This window comes from Rhizobium sp. AG207R, assembly GCF_027109195.1.
GTDB lineage: Bacteria > Pseudomonadota > Alphaproteobacteria > Rhizobiales > Rhizobiaceae > Rhizobium > Rhizobium dioscoreae.
This window is the reverse complement of sequence record NZ_JAEPVT010000010.1, coordinates 51914-74062: the sequence shown is the minus strand read 5'-3', so window position 1 is coordinate 74062 and position 22149 is coordinate 51914. Positions and strand designations below refer to the sequence as shown.

The 22149-nt window shown below is 59.6% G+C and carries 23 protein-coding genes; 14 read left to right on the top strand and 9 right to left on the bottom strand.

The window, feature by feature from the left end:
- Positions 1 to 71 precede the first annotated feature (71 nt).
- The 6 genes from JJQ51_RS23220 (at position 72) to JJQ51_RS23195 (ending at position 5823) form a co-directional block, all read left to right on the top strand.
- Positions 72 to 677 carry a hypothetical protein gene (locus tag JJQ51_RS23220; protein ID WP_113355497.1) on the top strand — a complete coding sequence of 202 codons (606 nt, stop codon included), beginning with the start codon at positions 72 to 74 and terminating at the stop codon, positions 675 to 677.
- Positions 678 to 853: 176 nt separating this feature from the next.
- On the top strand, positions 854 to 1696 hold the full coding sequence (locus JJQ51_RS23215) for an RNA methyltransferase (protein WP_113332597.1): 843 nt from the start codon (positions 854 to 856) through the stop codon (positions 1694 to 1696).
- A complete protein-coding gene (gene murI, locus JJQ51_RS23210) occupies positions 1677 to 2477 on the top strand; it encodes a glutamate racemase (RefSeq protein WP_113355500.1) in 801 nt (266 codons plus the stop codon). The genes JJQ51_RS23215 and murI overlap by 20 nt, the downstream gene beginning before the upstream one ends.
- A gap of 2 nt (positions 2478 to 2479) precedes the next feature.
- Positions 2480 to 2944: a GNAT family N-acetyltransferase gene (locus tag JJQ51_RS23205; RefSeq protein ID WP_113355503.1), complete on the top strand. Its 465-nt coding sequence runs from the start codon at positions 2480 to 2482 to the stop codon at positions 2942 to 2944.
- A gap of 85 nt (positions 2945 to 3029) precedes the next feature.
- Complete coding sequence (locus tag JJQ51_RS23200) at positions 3030 to 4175, top strand: alpha-hydroxy acid oxidase (RefSeq protein WP_113355505.1); 1146 nt, start codon at positions 3030 to 3032, stop codon at positions 4173 to 4175.
- 130 nt (positions 4176 to 4305) lie between these two features.
- Complete coding sequence (locus tag JJQ51_RS23195) at positions 4306 to 5823, top strand: ATP-binding protein (protein ID WP_269245365.1); 1518 nt, start codon at positions 4306 to 4308, stop codon at positions 5821 to 5823.
- 8 nt (positions 5824 to 5831) lie between these two features.
- Here JJQ51_RS23195 and JJQ51_RS23190 read toward each other — a convergent pair whose 3' ends face one another.
- Both JJQ51_RS23190 and JJQ51_RS23185 read right to left on the bottom strand, forming a co-directional pair.
- Positions 5832 to 6272, bottom strand: a complete 441-nt coding sequence (locus JJQ51_RS23190; protein ID WP_113355510.1) for a TA system VapC family ribonuclease toxin — start codon at positions 6270 to 6272, stop codon at positions 5832 to 5834.
- Entirely contained in the window at positions 6269 to 6496 is a 228-nt protein-coding gene (locus JJQ51_RS23185) for a CopG family transcriptional regulator (protein WP_069613201.1), read from the bottom strand. The genes JJQ51_RS23190 and JJQ51_RS23185 overlap by 4 nt, the downstream gene beginning before the upstream one ends.
- 281 nt (positions 6497 to 6777) lie before the next feature.
- On the opposite strand from JJQ51_RS23185, the gene rpsD reads away from it, so the two are divergent.
- From rpsD to JJQ51_RS23155, 6 genes are all read left to right on the top strand, one after another.
- Complete coding sequence (rpsD, locus tag JJQ51_RS23180; protein ID WP_069613020.1) at positions 6778 to 7395, top strand: 30S ribosomal protein S4; 618 nt, start codon at positions 6778 to 6780, stop codon at positions 7393 to 7395.
- 71 nt (positions 7396 to 7466) lie between these two features.
- Positions 7467 to 8396: a glutaminase gene (locus JJQ51_RS23175; RefSeq protein WP_113355512.1), complete on the top strand. Its 930-nt coding sequence runs from the start codon at positions 7467 to 7469 to the stop codon at positions 8394 to 8396.
- A 60-nt stretch (positions 8397 to 8456) separates the two neighbouring features.
- Positions 8457 to 9344 (top strand): tRNA 2-thiocytidine(32) synthetase TtcA, encoded by an 888-nt coding sequence (gene ttcA, locus JJQ51_RS23170; protein WP_113355514.1) that lies wholly within the window; start codon positions 8457 to 8459, stop codon positions 9342 to 9344.
- A 73-nt stretch (positions 9345 to 9417) separates the two neighbouring features.
- Positions 9418 to 10245, top strand: a complete 828-nt coding sequence (locus JJQ51_RS23165; RefSeq protein ID WP_113355516.1) for an inositol monophosphatase family protein — start codon at positions 9418 to 9420, stop codon at positions 10243 to 10245.
- A 16-nt stretch (positions 10246 to 10261) separates the two neighbouring features.
- Positions 10262 to 11086, top strand: a complete 825-nt coding sequence (locus tag JJQ51_RS23160; RefSeq protein WP_113332590.1) for an inositol monophosphatase family protein — start codon at positions 10262 to 10264, stop codon at positions 11084 to 11086.
- 114 nt (positions 11087 to 11200) lie between these two features.
- Positions 11201 to 12130 (top strand): adenylate/guanylate cyclase domain-containing protein, encoded by a 930-nt coding sequence (locus JJQ51_RS23155; protein WP_269245364.1) that lies wholly within the window; start codon positions 11201 to 11203, stop codon positions 12128 to 12130.
- Positions 12131 to 12148: 18 nt separating this feature from the next.
- Here JJQ51_RS23155 and JJQ51_RS23150 read toward each other — a convergent pair whose 3' ends face one another.
- The 3 genes from JJQ51_RS23150 to grxD form a co-directional block, all read right to left on the bottom strand.
- A complete protein-coding gene (locus JJQ51_RS23150) occupies positions 12149 to 13432 on the bottom strand; it encodes a multidrug effflux MFS transporter (RefSeq protein ID WP_113332588.1) in 1284 nt (427 codons plus the stop codon).
- Positions 13433 to 13445: 13 nt separating this feature from the next.
- Positions 13446 to 14678: a multidrug effflux MFS transporter gene (locus JJQ51_RS23145; RefSeq protein ID WP_113332587.1), complete on the bottom strand. Its 1233-nt coding sequence runs from the start codon at positions 14676 to 14678 to the stop codon at positions 13446 to 13448.
- A gap of 140 nt (positions 14679 to 14818) precedes the next feature.
- Positions 14819 to 15154 (bottom strand): Grx4 family monothiol glutaredoxin, encoded by a 336-nt coding sequence (grxD, locus tag JJQ51_RS23140; RefSeq protein WP_113332586.1) that lies wholly within the window; start codon positions 15152 to 15154, stop codon positions 14819 to 14821.
- Between the two features lie 387 nt (positions 15155 to 15541).
- On the opposite strand from grxD, the gene JJQ51_RS23135 reads away from it, so the two are divergent.
- A complete protein-coding gene (locus tag JJQ51_RS23135) occupies positions 15542 to 15844 on the top strand; it encodes a hypothetical protein (RefSeq protein ID WP_113332585.1) in 303 nt (100 codons plus the stop codon).
- Positions 15845 to 16062: 218 nt separating this feature from the next.
- Complete coding sequence (locus JJQ51_RS23130) at positions 16063 to 17262, top strand: hypothetical protein (protein WP_269245363.1); 1200 nt, start codon at positions 16063 to 16065, stop codon at positions 17260 to 17262.
- Here the strand turns inward: JJQ51_RS23130 and JJQ51_RS23125 are convergent.
- The 4 genes from JJQ51_RS23125 to JJQ51_RS23110 all read right to left on the bottom strand — a co-directional run bounded on the left by JJQ51_RS23125 (position 17248) and on the right by JJQ51_RS23110 (position 22049).
- Entirely contained in the window at positions 17248 to 17481 is a 234-nt protein-coding gene (locus JJQ51_RS23125; RefSeq protein ID WP_004108912.1) for a BolA family protein, read from the bottom strand. The two genes, JJQ51_RS23130 and JJQ51_RS23125, sit on opposite strands and share 15 nt — an antisense overlap.
- A gap of 15 nt (positions 17482 to 17496) precedes the next feature.
- The gene (gene purL / locus JJQ51_RS23120) at positions 17497 to 19728 is read right to left on the bottom strand and encodes a phosphoribosylformylglycinamidine synthase subunit PurL (RefSeq protein WP_113332583.1); all 2232 of its coding nucleotides are present in this window, start codon (positions 19726 to 19728) and stop codon (positions 17497 to 17499) included.
- A 170-nt stretch (positions 19729 to 19898) separates the two neighbouring features.
- Positions 19899 to 20405: an acyloxyacyl hydrolase gene (locus JJQ51_RS23115; RefSeq protein WP_233789759.1), complete on the bottom strand. Its 507-nt coding sequence runs from the start codon at positions 20403 to 20405 to the stop codon at positions 19899 to 19901.
- Positions 20406 to 20630: 225 nt separating this feature from the next.
- Positions 20631 to 22049 carry an aminotransferase-like domain-containing protein gene (locus tag JJQ51_RS23110; RefSeq protein ID WP_113332582.1) on the bottom strand — a complete coding sequence of 473 codons (1419 nt, stop codon included), beginning with the start codon at positions 22047 to 22049 and terminating at the stop codon, positions 20631 to 20633.
- Positions 22050 to 22149 lie beyond the last annotated feature (100 nt).

The window sequence follows — 22149 nt, the reverse complement described above, 5'->3', positions numbered from 1 at the left end:
TCCGGCCATTGCCAAAGCGATCCATGGGTCTAATGTCGCGCATGTTTTGCCTGCTGCCACGGAATCAAATCATGCAGAAATTTGCCGCCTCCGCACTTGCCTTCACGCTTTTTCAGTTCTCGCTTGGCGCGCATACGGCGCTCGCGGCCGATGCGACGACGCCGGTCAAGGCCATCATGGACGCGATCGTCTCCAACTGGGCGGGCGGCGACAGCGATTGGCAGGATATTTTTGGCGAGGACAAGCTCAAGGATATCTATAGCAAGGATTTTGGAGCGAAATACCAGGCGGCGGCGCAATTTCCCGCCGCCGACGAGGATGGTATCTCGCCATTCGACTACGATGTCATCGTCAATGCGCAGGATGCGTGCCCGCTGGAGGACGTGAAGATTGCTGCGCAGCCGTCGAAGAACAATGTGACTGAGGTGCTGGCGACCTTCAAGAAATCGACCTGCATGGGTTCCGACGCCGATTATCAGAAGGTGACCACGGTTCGTTTCGAGGTCATCGAAGAGGGTGGCAGGCCCGTGGTAGACGATATCGTCACCAACGACGACAACGGCAATCCGAGCTCGCTCAAGAGCGTGATGGTGGATCTTGTCAAACAGCAGCAGCAACAGCCGGCAGACCAGACGCAGCAGCCGTCGGATCAGAAGAAGCCCGTCAATCCGGAATAATCAGGCGGGATTCGTTCTGCCATTCAAGCGCAAAAAACTTGCCGATCGGCTGGCGTCTCGCTATTGCGACACCGGAATCAGGACATTGAGCATGATGTCGCCCGAAAACCGCTGACACTTTTCGGCATCATGCTCAAATTAGCGCGATTGGTTTCGCGCGCGGAGATTTAGGCATCATGGCAGGCACGAACAGCGAGCGTCAACTTCTGGCCGAAGGGCCGGCCATCATTCTGGTCGAGCCGCAGATGGGCGAAAATATCGGTATGGTGGCGCGCGCAATGGCGAATTTCGGCCTTGCCGAGTTGCGCCTCGTCAATCCTCGCGACGGGTGGCCGAACGAGAGGGCACAGGCGACGGCCTCCAAGGCGGATCATATTATCGAGGCGACAAAGGTCTATGAGACGCTGGAGCAGGCGATCGCTGATCTCAATTTCGTCTATGCGACAACCGCGCGGGAGCGGGACGGATACAAGCCGGTGCGTTCGCCTGTCATTGCCGCCGAAACGCTCCGTACCAAATTCAAGGCGGGCGAGGGTACGGGCATTCTCTTCGGCAGGGAGCGCTGGGGCCTGACGAACGAGGAAGTGGCGCTGGCCGACGAGATCGTGACCTTTCCCGTCAATCCCGCCTTCGCTTCTTTGAACATCGCGCAGGCCGTGCTGTTGATGTCCTATGAATGGATGAAATCGGGCATGGAGGATCTCGGCGATGTGCCTTTCCAGGCTATCGAGCAGCGGCCTTCGACGAAGGAGCAGCTTTTCGGTCTGTTCGACCAGCTCGAAGAAGCGCTGGATGCGCGCAATTATTTCCATCCTGCCGGGAAAAAGCCGAAAATGGTGGACAATCTCCGCGCCGTCCTCTCGCGCCGGGCCTTCACGGAACAGGAAATCAGCGTCTTGCGCGGGGTGATCTCGTCTCTCGACCGCTTCTCGCGGAAGTCCCCGCGCGGCAGTGGCTCGCATCCCCGATCCTCGAAAGCACCGAAGGAAGCTCCAAGCGATGACAGCAGCGGCGAATGAGCTGAAACCAATACTCGTTTTCGATTCAGGGATCGGCGGTTTGACGGTGTTGCGCGAAGCACGCGTGCTGATGCCGGAGCGGGGTTTCATCTATATCGCCGACGATGCCGCATTTCCCTATGGCAGTTGGGAAGAAGCGGCGCTGAAGGAGCGCATCGTCGATCTCTTCGCACAGCTGCTCGTGCAATATGATCCGGAAGTCTGCATCATCGCCTGCAACACGGCGTTCACGCTGGCCGGAGCCGCTCTTCGTGCCGCCTTTCCGCAGATGACCTTCGTCGGTACCGTGCCAGCGATCAAGCCAGCTGCGGAGCGCACACGTTCAGGCCTCGTTTCGGTGCTGGCGACACCAGGCACTGTGAAGCGCGCCTATACACGCGACCTGATCCAGTCTTTCGCCACGCAATGTCATGTCCGGCTTGTCGGATCGGAAAATCTGGCACGTCTGGCGGAGAGCTATATTCGCGGTGATGCAATTACAGACGAGGCCGTCATGACCGAGATCGATCAGTGCTTCGTCGAGATGGATGGCCGCAAGACCGATATCGTGGTGCTTGCCTGCACGCATTACCCTTTCATGGCGAATATTTTCCGTCGCCTTGCGCCCTGGCCGGTCGATTGGCTCGATCCTGCCGAAGCGATCGCAAGGCGCGCACGCAGCCTGGTGCCGCAGGTGGCCGATGCCGTCCATCCCGATAATCTCGACTTTGCGGTGTTTACCTCCGGGGCACCGGATTTCCCCACGCGCCGGCTGATGCAGGGCTTTGGGCTCAAGGCTTGATCATGAAAGACAAGGTCTCGTTGCGTAAACTCAATCTCGCGGATATGCCGGCGGCTGCCGCCGTTCACCGCGCTTCCTTCAACGAAAGGCTGCCGACGCTTGCCGGGCTTCATACGCCCGAAGAAGATGTTGGCTTCTGGAGTGCCGTCGTTTTCAAAGATTGCCAAATCTGGGGTGCGGAAGAGGGCGGTCGTCTCGTCGGCGTCATCGCCTTTCTCGAGGATTGGATCGACCAACTCTACGTGTTGCCTGAGGCGCAAGGGCGCGGCATCGGCAGCCGGCTTCTCGATATCGCCAAGTCGGCCTATCCGCAGCTCTCGCTCTGGACGTTCCAGAGAAATGAGCCGGCGCGCCGCTTTTACGAGAAGCACGGCTTCTTCGTGGTTGACGAGTCGGATGGGGCAGGCAATGAGGAAAAGGAGCCGGATGTGCTTTACAAGTGGGAGGCACGCTTGCACCGGTTGTAATGCAGGATTGGGCTGAGTGGCGGAATATTGGGAGGGCGATATTTGATGTCTTTTGAGATTGATTGCAGTGTTGTCGGGGCAAGCTATGCGTCTGCGTGAGTGCCATAACTTCCATGATTTTCGCCTTCTCGCGAAGAAGCGTCTTCCCGGTCCGATCTTCAACTATATCGATGGTGCTGCCGACGACGAAGTGACGCTCCGGCGGAACACGACGAGCTTCGAAAGCTGCGATCTCGTGCCCAACGTTCTCCGCGGGGTCAGCGAGATCGACATGTCTGTCACCGTTATGGGACAAAAGCTTGCGACGCCCTTCTATTGCTCGCCGACGGCGCTGCAGCGGCTCTTCCATCATCAGGGCGAGAATGCGGTTGCAGCTGCCGCCTCTTCGCTCGGCACCATGTTCGGCGTCTCCTCGCTCGGCACCGTCAGTCTTGAGGAAATCCGCAAGAAGCATCAGGGACCGCAGGTCTACCAATTCTATTTCCACAGGGATCGCGGCCTGAATCGGGCAATGATGGAGCGGGCGAAGGAAGCTGGCGTCAACGTCATGATGCTGACTGTCGACAGCATTACCGGCGGCAATCGCGAGCGCGATCTTCGCACTGGGTTTTCCATTCCTTTTAAGCTCAATCTGGCCGGGATCACCCAATTCGCCATCAAGCCCGCTTGGGCGCTGAACTACGTGACCCATGAGAAATTCCGCCTGCCTCAGCTGGACGAGCATGTCGATATGAGCGGCGGCGCCATGTCTATCGGCAAGTATTTCACCGAGATGCTCGATCCGTCGATGAACTGGAACGACGTCGCTGAGATGGTGACGCATTGGAACGGACAGTTCTGCCTGAAGGGCATCATGTCGGTCGAGGACGCCAAGCGTGCGGTCGATATCGGATGTACCGGCATCGTGCTGTCGAACCATGGCGGCCGGCAGCTGGATGGCTCGCGCTCGGCATTCGACCAGCTGGCGGAGATCGTCGATGCCGTCGGCCATCGCATCGATGTGATGATGGATGGCGGCGTGCAGCGCGGCACGCATGTGCTGAAGGCTCTGTCGCTCGGCGCCAAGGCCGTTGGCCTCGGCCGCTTCTATCTCTATCCGCTGGCCGCTGCCGGTCAGGCGGGCGTGGAGCGGGCGCTCAGGCATCTGCGCACGGAAGTCGAGCGCGACATGAAGCTGATGGGCTGCACGTCGGTCAGCCAGCTTTCGCGCGCGAACCTGCGCTTCAGGTAGGTCTCGCAATCGCCTGTGGGTTTTTTCAATCCACGGGCGCGAAGCTTGGAAATCTTTGCTAGACGGAGGCGCGTCCTTTCAGAAAGATGGGATGCATCCACATTTGATTCTTGCTCATAGGGGAAGTGCATTGCAAGTCGGCATCGACATGGGAACGGCGTCCGGCGGGACCAGCGCCCAGCTCGATATCGAGGAGCTGCTGGCGACGCGTCTCCTGGTGCAGGGCAATTCCGGCTCCGGAAAATCGCACCTCCTGCGGCGGCTGCTGGAACAGTCGGCGCAATGGGTGCAGCAGGTCATCATCGATCCCGAAGGCGATTTCGTAACGCTGGCCGACAAGTTTGGTCATGTGGTCGTCGACGGCGAGCGTACGGAAGCCGAGCTTGCCGGTATCGCCAACCGTATCCGCCAGCATCGCGTTTCCTGCGTGCTGACACTGGAGGGGCTCGATATCGAGCAGCAGATGCGCGCTGCCGCAGCCTTCCTGAATGGCATGTTCGATGCCGATCGCGAATTCTGGTATCCGGTGCTTATTGTGGTCGACGAGGCGCAGATGTTTGCGCCTTCGGTCGGCGGCGATGTTTCGGAAGATGCGCGCAAGATGTCGCTCGGCGCCATGACCAATCTGATGTGCCGCGGCCGAAAGCGCGGCCTTGCCGGCGTCATCGCGACGCAGCGGCTTGCGAAGCTTGCCAAGAACGTTGCAGCGGAAGCCTCCAACTTCCTGATGGGCCGTACTTTCCTCGATATCGACATGGCTCGCGCGGCCGACCTTCTCGGCATGGATCGCAGGCAGGCGGAAATGTTCCGCGACCTGAAGCGCGGCAATTTCGTAGCCCTCGGGCCGGCACTCTCGCGCCGGCCGCTGCCGATCACTATCGGCACGGTGGAAACCTCGGCGCGCTCGTCCAGCCCCAAGCTGATGCCGCTGCCGGATGCACCGCAGGATGTCGAAGATCTGATCTTCACGCCGGATCCGGAAGAGTTCACACGGCCCGTTGTCCGCCGTGCCACGCCCGCGCCACGCCCGACGACCGATATTCTGGCAGAGCTTTCCCGCTCCGCGCCGGCGGCAAGCCCGGCATCTTCTGAGCCGAAGGTCAGCCAGCCGGAACTATCGAGCGAGGATCGCGAGGCGAGAGTGAGCGCCGTACTCTCCGAAATCCTCGACGACCCGGCCTCCGGCTTCCGCACGGATTCGGTGCTCTATCAGGAGTTTCTCGTTCGTTTGCGCATGCGCCGCGTTCCCGGCGCGCCGATGAGCCTGTCGGAGTTCCGTCGGCGCGTGGCGATCGTCCGTTCCGGTGCGGACGAAGAGGTCATGGCGACGGACCAATGGGCGACCGCGCTCTCGCTCTCCTCCAGCGTCACCGATGACTTGCAGGGCGTGTTCCTGATGCTAGCGAAAGCCGCCATCAGCGGCGAGCCATGCCCGTCCGACGCCCGCATCGCCCGCGCCTACGGCACCCATTCTGCACGGCGTGCACGGCGACTGCTGAGCTATTTCGAAGAACAGGGCAGCGTCGTCGTCCATACGGATTTCTCGGGCAAGCGTATCGTCGCCTTTCCGGACATGGGCTCGCAGACCGCGCCGGGCGATGCCAATGCGCCCGATCTGGAGGGCGGCGAGCAGGCGGCGGCGGAATAGCTACCGGGTTACGCGTTGCTGCTGATGATATGGAGTGCGGCTTTGCCGTCCTTAACGGCTGAAGTCGATAGGCGCCGGTCGAGCGTTGCCAGTTGGCCTCCATGGAATTTCGCCAATGCCAACAGATAGGTGTCGGTGATCTGTCCAGGAGTCAGAATGCGTGTCGAATCCACCAGAGTATCATCCAGCAGACTGATATCGTCGGCCCAGAATTGGTGACCCGGCAAACGGCGAAGCTGGGCAACAAGAAGCGCGGCCGTCGACGGTGGACCGGGCGAGTTGGGATAGCTCGGCTGACTGAGAATTCGGACAACGCCATTTTCCGTTAACGGGCACGTTGCCCAACTGTCGCCGCCTAGGGAGTGAAACCACTCATGGGCGATATCATGCGATACATGGCTCGGATCGAATAAAGCGATCAGAACATTGACGTCCAACAGAAATGTCACGGAAGCTCGTCACGAAGTTTGTTGACAAGATCGAGCGTAACAGGGGGATTGCCTGTCTTGGGCGTGAGCAACGGAATACCATTCCGCTCCTTTGCCGGCTGTGAGCGGTTTAGCGATCGGCGAGCAAGGTCGGAAATGACATCACCGATGCTGCGGTGCTGCTGCTCTGCCATCGCCTTTGCCGCGGCAAGTACGTCGTCATCAATTGCAAGGGTTGTTCGCATCATTGCACCTTGATCGAGCATCAGTCATCACGCATCAAATATAGCATTTGTTGCTTCATTCTCAACAGCAACCGCGCGGGCTGTTGACATTTTCATGACGACCCCTTACAGACCGCGCCAACGCCGGGCAGAAATGTCCGGTGTTTCATTTGACATGTCCCGTGGCCTCGTCCGTTCGCTAACGTGAGAGGCCTGTCAGAGCTCGAAAACGGAGTTCAGAGGAGGGCGTGTTTCCTTCGCGGTTCGGCAACGGGCCGCCATAACACTTGAAAGGAAATGCGATGAGCAAGCGCGAATCGTCCAAGTATAAAATTGACCGCCGTATGGGCGAGAACATCTGGGGCCGTCCGAAGTCCCCGGTAAACCGCCGCGAATACGGCCCGGGCCAGCACGGTCAGCGCCGCAAGGGCAAGCTTTCGGACTTCGGCGTGCAGCTGCGCGCCAAGCAGAAGCTGAAGGGCTACTACGGCGACCTGCGTGAAAAGCAGTTCCGTGCCATCTTCGACGAAGCCAACCGCCGCAAGGGCGATACCTCGGAAAACCTGATCGGTCTGCTCGAGTCGCGCCTCGACGCGATCGTCTACCGCGCCAAGTTCGTTCCGACGGTCTTCGCAGCCCGTCAGTTCGTCAATCATGGCCACGTCACCGTTAACGGCGTTCGCGTCAACATCGGTTCGTACCGCTGCAAGGCTGGCGACGTTATCGAAGTTCGCGAAAAGTCCAAGCAGCTCGTAACCGTTCTCGAATCGGTTGCTCTGGCTGAGCGCGACGTTCCGGACTACATCGAAGTCGATCACAACAAGATGGTTGCGACCTTTGCTCGCGTTCCGGCTCTCGGCGACGTACCGTACGCCGTCGTCATGGAACCGCATCTGGTCGTCGAATTCTATTCGCGTTAATAAGCGGATAACTTTCTTGATGAATGAAAAGCCGCTCGGTTCGAGCGGCTTTTTTGTCTTTGGAGCGCCTCATGACGGATTTGCAGGCCATTCTCGACGGCATTCATGCGGAGCTTTCGCCGCGCATCGGCGAAGGCAAGGTCGCCGATTACATTCCCGAGCTGGCAAAGGTCGACCCGAAGCAGTTCGGGATGGCAATCGCCACCATCGACGGCAAAGTCTACAGCATCGGTGATGCCGGCGTTCCTTTCTCCATCCAGAGTATCTCCAAGGTCTTTATGCTGACCCTGGCGCTGGGCAAGGTCGGCGAGAGCTTGTGGAATCGGGTAGGGCGCGAACCGTCCGGCACGGCTTTCAACTCTATCGTCCAGCTGGAGCGGGAAGAGGGTATTCCCCGCAATCCCTTCGTCAATGCGGGGGCCATCGCCGTCAGCGATGTCGTGCTGGCCGGCCACGAACCGCGCGAGGCCATCGGCGAGCTGCTGCGCTTCGTCCGCTATGTGGCCGACGATGAGACGATCAGCATCGATGACAAGGTCGCGCGTTCGGAAACCCAGACTGGGTATCGCAATTTTGCTCTTGCCAATTTCATGCGGGCCTATGGCAATATCCACCATCCGGTCGAGCATGTGCTCGGCGTGTATTTCCATCAATGCGCGCTGTCGATGAGCTGCCAGCAGCTTGCCAAGGCGGGGCTCTATCTCGCTGCGCGCGGCAGCAATCCGATCACCGGGCATTCCGTCGTTTCGCCGAAGCGGGCGCGGCGTATCAATGCGCTGATGCTGACCTGCGGCCATTATGATGGCTCTGGAGATTTTGCCTATCATGTCGGCCTGCCGGGCAAGAGCGGCGTCGGCGGCGGCATTCTGGCCGTAGCGCCGGGCATTGGCTCGATCGCCGTCTGGTCGCCGGGCCTGAACAAGGTCGGCAATTCACAGCTTGGCGCCGTGGCATTGGAAATGCTGGCGGTGCGCACCGGCTGGTCGGTGTTCGGCGATTGATACGGTGTCTTCTCGTTCCGCTTTCTGCTATCAGCGTGGCGAGCCGCAAGGAATGACGGAATGAATATCGCAACCACGGTGAAAGACGACATCGATATCGAGGCTGAAGATGGCGGCTCTGCCGTTCATCCGATGTTTTTCGAGGCGCCGCGTTCGGTCTCTTTCAACAAGCTTCGCAAGCGCCTGTTGCGGCAGGTGCGCCAGGCTATGGAAGATTTCCAGATGCTGAAGGGCCAGAAGCGCTGGCTGGTTGGCCTTTCCGGCGGCAAGGATTCCTACGGTTTGCTGGCGCTGCTCCTTGATCTGAAATGGCGAGGCTTGCTGCCGGTGGAGCTCATTGCCTGTAATCTCGACCAGGGCCAGCCGAATTTCCCGAAGCATGTGCTGCCGGAATATCTGACGAAGATCGGCGTTGCGCATCGCATTGAATATCGCGACACTTATTCCATCGTGAAGGAGAAGGTGCCGGAGGGGGCAACCTATTGCTCGCTCTGTTCCCGCCTGCGCCGCGGCAATCTTTATCGCATCGCCCGCGAGGAAGGTTGCGATGCGCTGGTGCTTGGCCATCACCGCGAGGATATTCTCGAGACCTTCTTCATGAACTTCTTCCATGGCGGTCGCTTGGCTTCGATGCCGGCAAAGCTGCTCAACGACGAAGGCGACCTCATGCTGCTGCGCCCGCTCGCCTATGCGGCAGAGGACGATCTCGCCAAGTTTGCTGCGGCCATGCAATTTCCGATCATTCCCTGCGATCTCTGCGGCTCGCAGGACGGGCTGCAGCGCAATGCCATGAAGGACATGCTCGCGGATATCGAGCGGCGGATGCCGGGCCGCAAGGACACGATGCTGCGCGCTCTGGCCCATGTGAACCCGTCGCACCTGCTCGATCCCAAGCTGTTCGATTTTGCAGGGTTGATGACGCAGGGCTCTTCGAGCGATCCGGCGTAAATTCGGCGCTTTTGCCACACCGATGTCATCGAATCGGGCATAAGAGGAAGCCCTTTCAAAACAGAGGCTTCCGATGACCTTCTCCGATACGGATTTCGACTATGTGATGACGACCGTTGCCGCAGCGGCGGCAAAGGAGATCATGCCGCGCTTCCGCAATCTAGATGCCGGCGACATATCGGAGAAAACCTCGGCTATCGATCTTGTAACCGAGGCCGACCTTCTGGCCGAACGCCATATTACCACGGCGCTGAAGGCACGGTTTCCAAGCGCTTTGATCGTTGGCGAAGAGGCCTATGAGGCGGATAAGTCCGTCGTGCCGGCGCTGGCGCATGCGGAATTGGCTTTTACAATCGATCCGGTGGATGGCACCTTCAATTTCGCGGCCGGACTGCCGGTCTTCGGAACGATCGTCGCCGTCATTGCCAATGGCGAGACGATCGGCAGCATTATCCACGATCCCGTGCTGGGTGACACCGTGACTGCCATGAAGGGCGGCGGCACTTTCCTGCGCCGGCAAACCGGGGAGGCGAGGCGGCTCACCGTTGCCGCACCTGCCCCTTTGAGTGCTATGACCGGCGCTATATCCTGGGGGCATATGGATGAGCCCGACCGGTCGCGGATCAGCGCCAATCTATCGAAGACCCGCATGGCTTTCTCAGTGAATTGCTCAGCTTACGAATATTGGATGGTGGCGTCTGGCAAGTGGCATTTCATCGGCCATTCCAAATTGATGCCCTGGGATCATCTGGCCGGCGTGCTGGCGCATCAGGAGGCGGGCGGCTATACCGCCAAATTCGATGGTACGCCCTACAGGCCCGGCGAAACGATCGGCGGCATCATTTCTGCGCCTGACGAGGAAAGCTGGCGGATGATCCGCCGCGAGATCATCGGCGCCTGACGCGAAAGGAAAAAGCATGACATCGCTCGTTGACGTTACCACGCTCGCTCATGTGCTGCGCCGCGCGGCGCAGACGGAGATACTGCCGCGCTTTCGCAGGCTCGGCAGCGATGATGTCCGCGCCAAGAGCGAGGCGACGGATCTGGTGACGGAAGCCGACGAACGGGCTGAGCGCATGATCAAGGCAGAAGTTGCCCGGCTCTGGCCCGAAGCTTTGTTCATCGGCGAGGAATCGGTTGCGGCCGACCCGTCGCTACTGAAGAAGCTGCAGGATGCCGATCTCGCAATCATTGTCGATCCCGTCGATGGCACGTTCAATTTTGCCGCCGGCATTCCGGCTTTCGGCGTCATGGCCTCGGTCGTGTCGAAGGGCGAGACCGTTGCCGGTATCATCTTCGATCCGATGGGTGATGACTGGGTGCTTGCGGAGCGCGGCAGCGGCGCATGGCTACGCCGTCCGGATGGCGAGACGCTGCGTCTCAACGTTGCTCCTTCCGTCCCGCTGGAAGAGCTGGTCGGCATGGCGGCTACCGGCTTCCTGCCGAAGGAAAAGCGCGCCGAAATCATGGGCAATCTTGCCAAGGTGCGCTACACGACCTGCTATCGCTGTGCTGCGCATGAGTACCGCACGCTCGCTGGCGGCTATGTGCACTATCTCATGTACAACAAGCTGATGCCTTGGGATCATCTGGCGGGATCGCTGATCTCGGCCGAATCCGGCGCATATGTCCGCCGTTTCGACGGCTCGCCCTATCTGCCGCATCATCTCGATGGCGGGCTGCTGGTCGCGGCGGACAAGGATACCTGGGAGCTGCTCCGGCGCGAGGTCTTCACTCTTTAAGGTGAGCCACGCGCGAGGATAGTCCGCGAGGCCCTTGGAAAGTCACTGCGGCGGGGCTATCTTTGCTTCAACAGGCAAGAGCCTTGGTCGGCGCTTGCCGCGGGGATGAGACAGATGTCCGAGACGAGCCGCAAGCTGACCACCATTTTCTGCGCCGACGTGCAGGATTATACGCGCCTTATGGGGAAGGACGAGGAGGGGACGTTATCTACTCTTCGTCGTTACCGCGATGCGATGAAACGGCTGATCGAAGCGCATGGCGGCCGGGTCATCAATACCTGGGGCGATGGCGTCTTTGCCGAGTTTCCAAGTGTTGTCGAAGCCGTGCGCGCTGCAATCGATACGCAAAACGAACTTGCCGGTTACAATGCCGTGGCCGACCCCGACAAGCAGATGCTGTTCCGCATCGGGCTCAACCTCGGCGATGTGATCGCCGATGGCGATGACCTTTACGGCGACGGCGTCAATATTGCCGCCCGGCTGCAGTCGCGCGCCGCTCCGGGTGGAATTGTCATTTCCAACACGGTTTACGATCAGGTTCGCAACAAGGTGGCGGTCGGTTTCGATTTTCTCGGGCAGCTCGAGGTCAAGAACATCGAAGGCGGCGTACCGAGCTATGCTGTGAGGATCGGCGGCGTGCAGGTCGTAGATACCACGCCGGATTATCGTTCCGCCCCGGAGCCCACTCCCGCGCGGGCGCCCGAGCCGGCGATGCGGGAACCCTTGCTGCAAGACTGGCGGCGGAGTTATGGTGGCGTCGTCATCATCTGCGTCGCTCTCGCCATCATCAATGGGCTGACCTGGCAGGGCGAATTCTGGGCGAAATGGCCCATACTCGCGATTCTATGGGGTGCGGCGTTCCGCTACGTCCGCAGCAACAGACAGATCGATATGGCGATTGCCAGCCTTGTGATTACCGGCATCGGGATCGTTGCCATCAACCTTTTCACCTGGCATGGAACACCTTGGGCGATGTGGCCGCTTTTCGGGCTTGCGATCGCCGCTGCGCTACGCTGGGTCAGCCGGCCACGCAGCGGCGCCTAGGGAAGGGAGGCACGTCGCTCAAACGTGCCCCATGCCCGGTTCCAGCGCCGGCGCATCGCCGGGATGGGTGAAGAGCTTGCCGCGTTCCGCCCATAGCGTCGCGACGATCGACAGCGCGCCAAACACCGTGAAGCCGGCAAGCAGCGGCTGTGCCGTGCCGTCGAACATCTGGCCGACGATGCCGCCGAGCAGGACGCCGACCGTCGTGGAGATCGAGCTGGTGATGGCGGCCGCCGTACCCGCCAGGTGTCCCATCGGCTCGAGGCTTATCGCCATGCAATTGGTGGTGATCACTGCAAACATCATTAGCATCACCGAGATCAGTACATAGATGAAGGTGAAGCTCGGCTGGCCGAACATGCCGACGATGTAGCCGATGGCGCCTAAAACGGTGAAAAGGATCATGGCAGCGTGGGAAATGCGGCGCATGCCGAAGCTGCGGACGAAATAGCCATTAGCGAACTGTGCGACGGCGGTGCCGGCTGCCGTTGCCGCAAAGGCGATTGGAAACGTGTCTCCAAGCCCGTAAACTTCGCCGAAGACCTGCTGCACCGAAACGACGTAGGCGCAGATGATGCCGGTGTAGAGCGTCAGGCCGATCATGTAGCCGCAGGTGATGCGGTTGGTCAGCACTGTCTTGAAACCGGACAGTACGGAGGTGACCGAGAGCGGCAGGCGCTCTTCAGCGGGCAGCGTCTCCTTCATGCGGAAGAAGGCAACCAAGAAAAGGCCGGCGCTGACGATGCCGAGCAGAATGAAAATCCACTGCCAGTTCGAATAGGCGACAATCATCTGGCCGACGAAGGGCGCAACCATCGGCATAATCATGAAGACGATCATGATATAGGACATCACGCGGGCCATTTCGCGACCGCCGAAGCAATCGCGGACGATGGCGAGCGTGGTGATGCGCACGGCCGCGGCGCCGACGCCCTGCGCAAAACGCATTGCCAGCAAGGCAAACAGGCTGCCACTCCAGGCTGCGGCAAATAGGGTCACCGTATAGAAGGCCAGACCGCCGAGCAGGATGTACCGTCGGCCATAGGTGTCCGACAAGCTGCCGAAGAAAAGCTGACAGATGCCGAAACCGAGGAAATAGACGCCGATAACGAGCTGGGTGTCATTCGGATTGGCGACATGAAGCGACTGGCCGATATTCGGCAGTGCCGGCAGCATGCTGTCGATGCCCATCGAAATGCTCGCCGTCATCAGGGCGATCGTGAGGATGAATTCCACGATGCCGAGGCCGATGCGGCTGGAGCCGGACTGGGCCGGCTGCTGAGACTGAGGCGGGGTTGTCATTCGAATATGCCTGTCAATGTAAAGCGAGAGACTGGTCGGCCGGAGGCGGCGCATTGTGCGGGCGGAACAGCTTTCCCTTTTCGGCAATCAGCACGAAGACGACGCCGATGAGAGAAACGGTGAAATAGCCGATGACCATCGGTGTCGCCGTGCCGTTATAGAACTGCCCGATGCAGGCGCCGATCGATGCGCCGCCGACCGTGCTCATAAAGCCGAGAACGGAGGATGCCGTGCCGGCGACGTGGCCGAGGGGTTCCATCGCCAGAGAGTTGAAGTTGGAACCGATCCAGCCGAATTGGAACATGGCCAGTGCGAAAAAGACCATGAACAGAGGGAACGGCATCGGTGATGGCCCGTAAAGCTGCACCAGCAGCCAACAGAAGGTGATGGCGACAAAGCCGAGCAAGGCCGTGTGCGACAGCCGGCGCATGCCGAACCGGCCGACGAACTGGGAGTTGACGAAAGACGACAGGGCCATGAACGCCGCCACGCCGCCGAATGCCAGCGGCGTATAGACGCCAAGGCCGTAGATGTTGTTGTAGATCTGCTGGGCGGAATTGATGAAGCCGAACAGCGCGCCGAACAGGAACGTGCTCGCCAAGGTGTAACAGAGTGCTACCCGGTCCGTCAGAACGATCTTGAAGCCGGCGGCAACCGATCTGACGGTCAGGGGGCGGATATTTTCAGGCTTAAGCGTCTCCGGAAGCCGGAAATACATCCAGAGACCGACGAGGGTTGCCATGGCGCCGATGAAGACGAAGATCATGTGCCAGGTGCTGACCAGCAGGATGATCTGGCCGCTTCCCGGCGCGATGACCGGAACGATCATGAAAACCATCATGATGAGCGACATCACCTCGGCCATCAGGCGGCCGCCGAACACGTCGCGGACGATGGAGACGGTGATGACGCGGGTGGCTGCCGAGCCGAGGCCCTGAATGAAGCGGAGCGCCAGCAGACCGGCGAAAGACGGGATGAGGGCGATGCCGAACGCCGAAATCACGTAGATGGTGATGCCGATCAAGAGTGGCATGCGGCGGCCGAAGCGATCCGACAAGGGGCCATAGATAAGCTGGGCCGAGCCGAAGCCGATCAAATAGGCTGTTACCACATATTGCCGATGGTTTTCGTTCATCACGCCGAGGCTGGAACCGATCTGCTGCAGCGCGGGAAGCATGATGTCGATTGCGAGTGAGTTAATCGCCATCAGGAAGGCCGCGAGTGCGATGAACTCACGTTTGCCCATGGGCAGTTGCCCATGGGACATGGCCTGGGATGAAGTCGTCACGGTTTTATTCCCATAAACATATCAAGGGCGCCGCCCGGCGGCAGCGCCTTATCGATCAAATTGAACTATGGAAACCGGACGGGGAGCCCGGTGCCCGGTCAGGCGGCGCCGCGAACGCTGATGCCGTGTTCCTGAAGGTGGTGCTGCAATTCGCCCGCCTGGAACATTTCGCGCACGATGTCACAACCGCCGATGAATTCGCCCTTTACGTAAAGCTGCGGAATGGTTGGCCAGTTGGAATAGTCCTTGATGCCCTGACGGATTTCAGCGTCGGCCAGGACATTGATGCCCTTATAATCGACGCCGATATAGTCGAGAATCTGGACCACCTGGCCGGAGAAACCACACTGCGGGAACTGGGGGGTGCCTTTCATGAAGAGAACGACGTCGTTGTTCTTAACTTCGTTGGCGATGAATTCCTGAATGCCGCTCATTGTCCAGTTCCTTTCACATGCGGGGTCAAGGTCCGCAGCGTTACATCTGTCCCTTAAATAGCAAGCGCCCGGCTTGATTTCCAGCGGCAAAACGTAGGTGCCGTCTTTTTCATCGCATGAATAGATTTCCGGCATCAGTCGTTAACAGGAACGTTCAAAAGGTGTCGATTGACTGCCTTTTCTGAACAGTGCGTTTTGAAATCACCCCTTCAACTCCAGCCCTGAACAACACACATGAATTTGAAATCAAGGGACGATGAATATTAGTATGCTACCTAATTTACAAACCATCGGTATGTTTGTTAGAGTTTGCCGATTGATGCGATTTGGCGCGTATCGGTCCCTTGTCGGCATTGCATTCGCATATTTCTTGAGGGAGCGGACTCCATGAGCCACCATCACTATTCCGAAGGGCAGGTTGGTGAAGAGCGGGAATTTTATAGCTCTGAAGATACGAGCGAAGGCGAGCGGGAATATTACGAGCATGTGCGCACACCACGAGCATCGATTCTGAACAGTACCGTGACCGTCAGTGCCATCGTGCTCATTCTGAGCATCGCTTTCGGTTACCGGGCCTCGACCGCACCGACGCCGCAATCGACCACGCCGCCGGTCGCCGAGAAAGTAATAACTGCGCCGTCGCTGGACTCCTGTGCCGATATCTCTCCATATCCGCGTCGGGAATGCTGATATGCCGGAATTCGGATTTATCCTCGGCATGGCGAAAAAGCCGGTAGAGGGCGATTGTGCATCCGTCATGCGGGCTGACGCGATTATAAGCGTTTGACCCTATCTTTTTGTTTTTGGACGATTTGTTGCGGTCTGCCATGAAAAAGCCAGCAGGCCATGGTCTTGGCTGATTTTCAGATTTCATCAGTGCTACTGGCGCCCCGGGGACAGACTACAATATGAATTCTATCAAGAAGAGGGTGGTTCTCCACTTCCCTGGCTTCGAGCCGCTGAATGCTGCCGCACATCGGGCTCGTTATGAGCGTTCCGCCCGGCAGAGCGCCGCCACCTGGGATTTTTCCGCCTCGGTGGGAGAATTGAAGAATTTTGGCAGGGCACCGTATTTTGATGTCACGGCGACGGCTGCGGATTGGCATACCCAAAGCCGCATTCATATCGTCGATCATAACGATCTGGTTGCCGTCCTGAACGGCAGGCCGTTCTTTACGCGGCTCATCCAGGGCTATCTCGCTGCCGCAAGGGTTGCCATTTCGGGCGGCATGGCCGGCTATTTCCGTCATGCATGGCGCTTCGGCCTGTTCTTCATCTTTCCCTTTCTGCTGATGCTCGCAGGCCTTGTTCTCAGCCTGTCGATTGCGTTTACGCCAATCCTGTTCGGACTGCCGGCCTGGAGCCATATCGGCAGTATCGCGCTCGCGGTCGCCTTCTTCGTCTATGTCTTCCTGCCGCAGGCCGAGAAGTTGCATACTCTGCATCTTTTCTCCGACTGGGAAATGGCAGTCGCGATGGCGGGGCTGAACGGCATAGGCGCAGAACAATGGCTGGAAGCGAGCGCCGTCAGCGTCCGGCAAGCCTTGGATGAGCCCGACGTCGAAGAATTCGTCATCTCCTCGCATAGCATGGGCTCGTCCGTGGCAGCTCACGTGGTCGGCCTGTTGCTTGAGCGCGAGCCGGAGCTGCTGCTGGGCAAGCGCGTGGTATTTACGACGCTTGGCAGTGCCATCCTGCAATGCGCCCTCATGCGGCCGGCAAAGGTGCTGCGCTCACGCGTGGGATTGATCGCACGCTGCAAGGACATCTTCTGGCTCGACGTTCACTGTCTGACCGATGCGATCCATTTTTATAAGACAAAGGTTGCCGCCGTTTGCGGGCACGAGGATGCCCGGCAGGCTTCGATCCTGTTCATACGTTTCAAGCAGATGCTGTCGGAGACGCATTACAAGAAGATCAAGCGCGATTTCCTGCGGGTTCACCGGCAATATGTGCTCGGCCCCGATGTGAGGGCGTTTTTCGATTTCACGCTGATGACGGCCGGTCCGTTGCCGGCTGCGGATTTCGCTGAATTCTCAGTGAAGAGATTGCCGGAGCTAAGCTTCAACTCCGGCGAAGAGGCGCAGGCGCTCTCAGTCGGGCGCTGACGTCTGCAGCGCAAGGGCGTGCAGCACGCCGCCCATATTGCCTTTCAGGGCATCATAGACCATCTGGTGCTGCTGCACGCGGCTCTTGCCGCGGAAGGCTTCCGCGACAACTTCCGCAGCATAGTGATCGCCATCCCCGGCCAGGTCGCGAATCGTCACCTTGGCGCCGGGAATGCCGGCCTTGATCATGTCTTCGATATCGCCGGGGTTCATGGGCATGAGTGGTACCTCGATTTATTCCGCGGCAGCGAGCGCGCTGCCGTCCATGAAAGCAGGAAACCACGATTCATGCGCCTCGCGCAACTGTTCAACCGGAAGCGTTAACAGGCCATCGACGACGAGTGCGTCACCGCCAACCGTACCAAGGCGACGGAAGGGTACGCCGGCGCTTTCCGCGTTGATGCAGACGAAATCGGCGACATCGGCCGGAACGGCGATGACGTAACGGGCCTGATCTTCCCCAAAAAGTGCTGCATGCGGCAGCGTCCGGACTTCGCCGAGATCGATCCGCAGGCCCTTGCCGGATGCCATCGCCATTTCCGCCAGAGCGAGCGCCAGACCGCCGGACGAGATGTCGTGACAGGCGGTGACCTGACCGTTGCGGATGGCGGAGCGCACAAAATCGCCGTTGCGGCGTTCGGCAAAGAGATCGACTTCCGGAGCAGGACCATCCGTCGAGCCGACGATATCGCGAAGATAGATCGACGAGCCGAGATGGCTGCCGTCGAGGCCGATCATCAGCACGCGGTCGCCTTCGGAGGCTGAGCCGATGCGGGCCATCGCTTTCCAGTCCGGAAGGAGACCGACGCCGGCGATGGTCGGGGTCGGCAGGATCGCGACGCCATTGGTTTCGTTGTAAAGCGAGACATTGCCGGAGACGATCGGGAAATCCAGCGCGCGGCAGGCTTCGCCGATGCCTTTGATGGCGCCGACGAACTGGCCCATGATCTCAGGCTTTTCCGGATTGCCGAAGTTCAGGTTGTCGGTCGCAGCCAGCGGCTCGGCGCCGGTTGCCGTAATGTTGCGCCAGCATTCGGCGACGGCCTGCTTGCCGCCTTCGAACGGATCGGCTTCGACATAACGCGGTGTGACGTCGGACGAGAAAGCGAGAGCCTTGGTCGGATGGCCTTCGACGCGGACGACGCCGGCGTCGCCGCCGGGAAGCTGCAGAGAGTTACCCTGGATCAGCGTATCGTACTGCTCGTAGACCCAGCGGCGGCTGGACTGGTTGGCGGAGCCAACAAGTTTCAGCAGAGCCTGCGCGTAGTCTTCCGGCGCGGCAACGAGGTCGGCCGGTAGGGCGGCGCGCTTGTCTGACTCGCGCCACGGCCGATCATATTCCGGGGCCTGGTCGCCGAGATCCTTGATCGGCAGGTTGGCGACTTCCTCGCCCTGATGGATGACCCGGAAGCGCAGGTCGTCCGTCGTCTTGCCGACGATCGCGAAATCCAGGCCCCACTTGACGAAGATCGCCTTGGCGATGGCTTCCTTTTCCGGCTGCAGCACCATGAGCATGCGCTCCTGGCTTTCCGACAGCATCATTTCATAGGCCGTCATCCGCTCTTCGCGCACCGGCACCTTGTCGAGATCGAGCTCGATGCCAAGGTCGCCCTTGGCGCCCATTTCGACGGCGGAGCAGGTGAGGCCGGCGGCACCCATGTCCTGGATGGCGATGACGGCGCCCGTCTGCATCAGTTCCAGGCAGGCTTCCAGCAGGCACTTTTCGGTGAAGGGATCGCCGACCTGAACGGTCGGACGCTTTTCTTCGATCGATTCGTCGAATTCAGCCGACGCCATGGTCGCGCCGCCGACGCCATCGCGACCGGTCTTGGCGCCGAGATAGACGACCGGCAGGCCGACGCCCTTGGCTTCAGACAGGAAGATGGCATTCGACTTGGCGAGGCCCGCCGCGAAGGCGTTGACCAGGATATTGCCGTTATAGCGCGCATCGAACTCGACTTCGCCGCCGACAGTGGGAACACCAAAGGAATTACCGTAGCCGCCAACGCCGGCAACGACGCCGGAGACGAGGTGGCGGGTCTTCGGATGATCCGGCTCGCCGAAGCGCAGGGCGTTCATGGCAGCAACCGGCCGGGCGCCCATGGTGAAGACGTCGCGCAGAATGCCGCCGACGCCGGTCGCAGCGCCCTGATACGGCTCGATGTAGGAGGGGTGATTGTGGCTCTCCATCTTGAAGACGACGCAATCGCCATCGTCGATGTCGACCACGCCGGCATTCTCGCCCGGGCCCTGGATGACGCGCGGTCCCTTGGTCGGCAGGGTACGGAGCCACTTCTTGGAGGATTTGTACGAGCAGTGCTCGTTCCACATGGCCGAAAAAATGCCGAGCTCGGTGAACGTGGGCTCGCGGCCGATCAGATCCAGAATGCGCTGATATTCATCCGGCTTGAGGCCGTGGGCGGCAATCAGTTCGGGGGTGATCTGGATCGAATTGGAAATGGTCATGGGCGCTCGAGTGTCCTTGCCTGTAAAGGATTTGAAGACCGGTCAGGGATCGGGGTCTCTTTAGCGCAAGTCTCCCTGTCGTGCGACAGGAAAATCACCGGCGTTCACAACACGCCGGCGTAGATGCAACGAAAATCAAGCGCGCGGCCATAGGAGACCGCCTCGCGCGGTTAGAATTTATAGCCAACCATGATACCGGCGCGCGTCATGCCGCCATTAGGCCCATCGCAAAGATTGGCATGCGAGGAGTGCGCGATCTGCGCCATTACGTTCCAATGGCTGTCGAAATTATAACCGAGGCCGGCATATTCGTGGAAGAGCAGACGGCAGCCGAGCATCGGACCATGCTCTCGCCAGTCGTCCAGGTTACCCGTGTGCACCGTGCCGCCGAAGCCGAGTTCGGTGAAGATGCCGTTGCTATGGGTTAGCGTCCAGGAAAGGCCACCATAGACCTGCGTCGCGGAGCCTGACGTGCCGATCGATGTGCCTACGTGGATACGCGGATGCGTCAGCTGATCCTTCCAATCTGCTGTCGGATTATAGCCGAACGGATTGAAAAGTACCTGGACATCCGGGAAGACACCGCTTTCATGCTCGTTGCCGTTCTGGATGGAGCCGCTCGCGCCGAAACGCAATTCGTCGAAAATCTTGACTGGAGCGGCGGGAGTAGCTGCCACCGTATCTGCAGCGGTTGCGGCCGATTGACCTGCAACAAATACCGAACTGATTACCAGAAAACTCGAAACTAAACGCTTGCTGAAAAAGCTTGCAATAGCCATGCACTCCCCCTGGTGTGGCGGGCGAATCCTCATTTTTCATTGATAGAATGGTAGCGTGCTAAGAGTCGAGACGGCGAAATCGCATTTGCGCAAGATGTACGTCGATAAATTGATAAGGCTTGCTTAAATGTGACTATCGTATCCCGATGAGCCGTTTTCCAACAACCTGCGTAATGTCATGAAGCCGGCCGCAACATCTTCTCGCTGTGGGGGCGACGAAAAGGCGACACGGACCCTGTGGAAAACCCGTTCGATTCGCGCCGCCTTGAACTCGTCTTCGTCATCTATCAACACACCCTCGGTCAGGGCGGCGTTCTTGAAGGTGCCTGACAGCCAGGGTTCGGGCAGCTTCAGCCACAGGAAGGGCAGATGCGGATGCGAATTGAATTCAAAGCCCGCCAATGCCACGCGCGCCAGCTGTTCGCGGGCCTTGATTTCTTCGACCGCCTTGCGACGCAATTCCAATGCGTGACCACCAAGGACGAGCCGCGCGCAGGTTTCGGCAAGAATGAAGGGCAGGCCGCCGGTCGTCATCTTATGGGTGACTTTGATGCGTTGGGCGAAATGCGGCGGGCAGGCGACCCAGCCACCGCGCACGCCAGCGGTCACCGATTTCGAAAGGCTGCTGACGACAAAAGTTCGCTCCGGCGCAATGGTGGCCATAAGCGGGTTCTGGTCGCCGGTCATGCCGCCATAGAGATCGTCCTCGATCAGCCAGACACTATGTCGGCGCGCAATGGCGGCAATCGCGCGGCGTCTTGCCTCGGGCATTGTCACCAGGGTGGGATTATGGGCTGTCGGCATCAGGAAGGCGAGGCGAGGATGCTGCTGCTGACACAGGCGCTCGAAATCCTCGGGGATCATGCCATGCTCGTCCGAATCCACCAGGATCGTGCGGCGTCCGAGCAGGCGTGCGGCGCGGCTGATCTGCGTATAGGTGAGATTCTCGAAGACGATCTTGTCCCCCGGGGAGGTAACGGCCGAAATGACGGCAATGGCGCCGGCATGGGCGCCGAGCGTCGGCACGATTGTCTCGATTGCCGGCTGCCAGCCGTTGCGGGCAAGCCAGATCTGTCCTGCCTCAAACCAGCTCGCCGGGAAGTTCCTTGAATAGGAGGAGATCTCCGTCTGGTGCTCACTGCTGATGTCGGCGAAGAGCTTGCCGATGATCACACCCTGGCCGATATCGGGAGCGGCGGTCGTATCGAAGCGGATCTTGGCATCCGGCGTGTTCAGACCGCGCGTGCCGGCAAGCGCCTGCGTGATCGGATCCACGAGTTCGATCTGCTTGCCGTTCGAGCGCTCCAGCACATAGGTGCCGCGGCCGACTTCGCCGGCGACCAGACCGCGTTCATGCACAAGGGCATAGGCCCTGCTCACAGTGCCGATGGTCACGCCGATATCATAGGCGAGATTGCGCTGCGGCGGCAGCTTGGTGCCGGGCGGCAAGACGCCATGGGTAATCGCGTGTTCGATGGCGTCGGCGACGCGGATATAGACCGGGCCGGTTCCGCTGGAAATGTCAGGAAGCCAATTTGTCATAATGACAATTTCTTAGATTGTCCCTGCCGTCGAGTCAAGAGTATGAGTCAATTTGCATCGTTTGGCTCGATGCATCGAAATTGTCACCATTATGTGGAAA

Excerpts from the sequence above, each read along its gene's own strand:
- JJQ51_RS23160 (WP_113332590.1), top strand. The coding sequence starts at position 10,262 with ATGACATCGCTCGTTGACGTTACCACGCTCGCTCATGTGCTGCGCCGC.
- JJQ51_RS23125 (WP_004108912.1), bottom strand. The coding sequence starts at position 17,481 with ATGCCCATGAACCCCGGCGATATCGAAGACATGATCAAGGCCGGCATT.
- JJQ51_RS23220 (WP_113355497.1), top strand. The coding sequence starts at position 72 with ATGCAGAAATTTGCCGCCTCCGCACTTGCCTTCACGCTTTTTCAGTTC.
- JJQ51_RS23155 (WP_269245364.1), top strand. The coding sequence starts at position 11,201 with ATGTCCGAGACGAGCCGCAAGCTGACCACCATTTTCTGCGCCGACGTG.
- JJQ51_RS23145 (WP_113332587.1), bottom strand. The coding sequence starts at position 14,678 with ATGGGCAAACGTGAGTTCATCGCACTCGCGGCCTTCCTGATGGCGATT.
- JJQ51_RS23150 (WP_113332588.1), bottom strand. The coding sequence starts at position 13,432 with ATGACAACCCCGCCTCAGTCTCAGCAGCCGGCCCAGTCCGGCTCCAGC.
- purL (WP_113332583.1), bottom strand. The coding sequence starts at position 19,728 with ATGACCATTTCCAATTCGATCCAGATCACCCCCGAACTGATTGCCGCC.
- JJQ51_RS23205 (WP_113355503.1), top strand. The coding sequence starts at position 2,480 with ATGAAAGACAAGGTCTCGTTGCGTAAACTCAATCTCGCGGATATGCCG.
- JJQ51_RS23185 (WP_069613201.1), bottom strand. The coding sequence starts at position 6,496 with ATGCGAACAACCCTTGCAATTGATGACGACGTACTTGCCGCGGCAAAG.
- JJQ51_RS23175 (WP_113355512.1), top strand. The coding sequence starts at position 7,467 with ATGACGGATTTGCAGGCCATTCTCGACGGCATTCATGCGGAGCTTTCG.
- JJQ51_RS23130 (WP_269245363.1), top strand. The coding sequence starts at position 16,063 with ATGAATTCTATCAAGAAGAGGGTGGTTCTCCACTTCCCTGGCTTCGAG.
- murI (WP_113355500.1), top strand. The coding sequence starts at position 1,677 with ATGACAGCAGCGGCGAATGAGCTGAAACCAATACTCGTTTTCGATTCA.
- JJQ51_RS23165 (WP_113355516.1), top strand. The coding sequence starts at position 9,418 with ATGACCTTCTCCGATACGGATTTCGACTATGTGATGACGACCGTTGCC.
- JJQ51_RS23110 (WP_113332582.1), bottom strand. The coding sequence starts at position 22,049 with ATGACAAATTGGCTTCCTGACATTTCCAGCGGAACCGGCCCGGTCTAT.
- rpsD (WP_069613020.1), top strand. The coding sequence starts at position 6,778 with ATGAGCAAGCGCGAATCGTCCAAGTATAAAATTGACCGCCGTATGGGC.
- JJQ51_RS23135 (WP_113332585.1), top strand. The coding sequence starts at position 15,542 with ATGAGCCACCATCACTATTCCGAAGGGCAGGTTGGTGAAGAGCGGGAA.
- grxD (WP_113332586.1), bottom strand. The coding sequence starts at position 15,154 with ATGAGCGGCATTCAGGAATTCATCGCCAACGAAGTTAAGAACAACGAC.
- ttcA (WP_113355514.1), top strand. The coding sequence starts at position 8,457 with ATGAATATCGCAACCACGGTGAAAGACGACATCGATATCGAGGCTGAA.
- JJQ51_RS23215 (WP_113332597.1), top strand. The coding sequence starts at position 854 with ATGGCAGGCACGAACAGCGAGCGTCAACTTCTGGCCGAAGGGCCGGCC.
- JJQ51_RS23200 (WP_113355505.1), top strand. The coding sequence starts at position 3,030 with ATGCGTCTGCGTGAGTGCCATAACTTCCATGATTTTCGCCTTCTCGCG.